Annotated in this window: 1 rRNA gene; it reads left to right on the top strand. The window is 52.6% G+C overall.

The window, feature by feature from the left end:
* Window positions 1-1,725: ribosomal RNA gene (locus AAEZ10_RS27135) — 23S ribosomal RNA — on the top strand; the annotation flags it as partial.
* Between the last annotated feature and the right edge of the window lie 20 nt (window positions 1,726-1,745).

Genomic DNA, 1,745 nt, shown 5'->3' with positions numbered 1-1,745 from the left:
TGATGCGGTAGAGGAGCGTTCTGTAAGCCTGTGAAGGTGAGTTGAGAAGCTTGCTGGAGGTATCAGAAGTGCGAATGCTGACATGAGTAACGACAATGGGTGTGAAAAACACCCACGCCGAAAGACCAAGGTTTCCTGCGCAACGTTAATCGACGCAGGGTTAGTCGGTCCCTAAGGCGAGGCTGAAAAGCGTAGTCGATGGAAAACAGGTTAATATTCCTGTACTTCTGGTTATTGCGATGGAGGGACGGAGAAGGCTAGGCCAGCTTGGCGTTGGTTGTCCAAGTTTAAGGTGGTAGGCTGAGATCTTAGGTAAATCCGGGATCTTAAGGCCGAGAGCTGATGACGAGTTACCCTTTGGGTGACGAAGTGGTTGATGCCATGCTTCCAAGAAAAGCTTCTAAGCTTCAGGTAACCAGGAACCGTACCCCAAACCGACACAGGTGGTTGGGTAGAGAATACCAAGGCGCTTGAGAGAACTCGGGTGAAGGAACTAGGCAAAATGGCACCGTAACTTCGGGAGAAGGTGCGCCGGTGAGGGTGAAGGACTTGCTCCGTAAGCTCATGCCGGTCGAAGATACCAGGCCGCTGCGACTGTTTATTAAAAACACAGCACTCTGCAAACACGAAAGTGGACGTATAGGGTGTGACGCCTGCCCGGTGCCGGAAGGTTAATTGATGGGGTTAGCTAACGCGAAGCTCTTGATCGAAGCCCCGGTAAACGGCGGCCGTAACTATAACGGTCCTAAGGTAGCGAAATTCCTTGTCGGGTAAGTTCCGACCTGCACGAATGGCGTAACGATGGCGGCGCTGTCTCCACCCGAGACTCAGTGAAATTGAAATCGCTGTGAAGATGCAGTGTATCCGCGGCTAGACGGAAAGACCCCGTGAACCTTTACTATAGCTTTGCACTGGACTTTGAATTTGCTTGTGTAGGATAGGTGGGAGGCTTTGAAGCGTGGACGCCAGTTCGCGTGGAGCCATCCTTGAAATACCACCCTGGCAACTTTGAGGTTCTAACTCAGGTCCGTTATCCGGATCGAGGACAGTGTATGGTGGGTAGTTTGACTGGGGCGGTCTCCTCCTAAAGAGTAACGGAGGAGTACGAAGGTGCGCTCAGACCGGTCGGAAATCGGTCGTAGAGTATAAAGGCAAAAGCGCGCTTGACTGCGAGACAGACACGTCGAGCAGGTACGAAAGTAGGTCTTAGTGATCCGGTGGTTCTGTATGGAAGGGCCATCGCTCAACGGATAAAAGGTACTCCGGGGATAACAGGCTGATACCGCCCAAGAGTTCATATCGACGGCGGTGTTTGGCACCTCGATGTCGGCTCATCACATCCTGGGGCTGAAGCCGGTCCCAAGGGTATGGCTGTTCGCCATTTAAAGTGGTACGCGAGCTGGGTTTAGAACGTCGTGAGACAGTTCGGTCCCTATCTGCCGTGGACGTTTGAGATTTGAGAGGGGCTGCTCCTAGTACGAGAGGACCGGAGTGGACGAACCTCTGGTGTTCCGGTTGTCACGCCAGTGGCATTGCCGGGTAGCTATGTTCGGGAAAGATAACCGCTGAAAGCATCTAAGCGGGAAACTTGCCTCAAGATGAGATCTCACTGGAACCTTGAGTTCCCTGAAGGGCCGTCGAAGACTACGACGTTGATAGGTTGGGTGTGTAAGCGCTGTGAGGCGTTGAGCTAACCAATACTAATTGCCCGTGAGGCTTGACCATATAACACCCAAGCAATTTGC

Origin of the sequence: Pseudomonas sp. H26/SER47-MNA-CIBAN-0231 (assembly GCF_040310465.1) — a bacterium.
Taxonomy (GTDB): domain Bacteria; phylum Pseudomonadota; class Gammaproteobacteria; order Pseudomonadales; family Pseudomonadaceae; genus Aquipseudomonas; species Aquipseudomonas atacamensis.
Note: the sequence above shows the minus strand (reverse complement) of the source record. Positions and strands in the feature narration are given on the sequence as shown.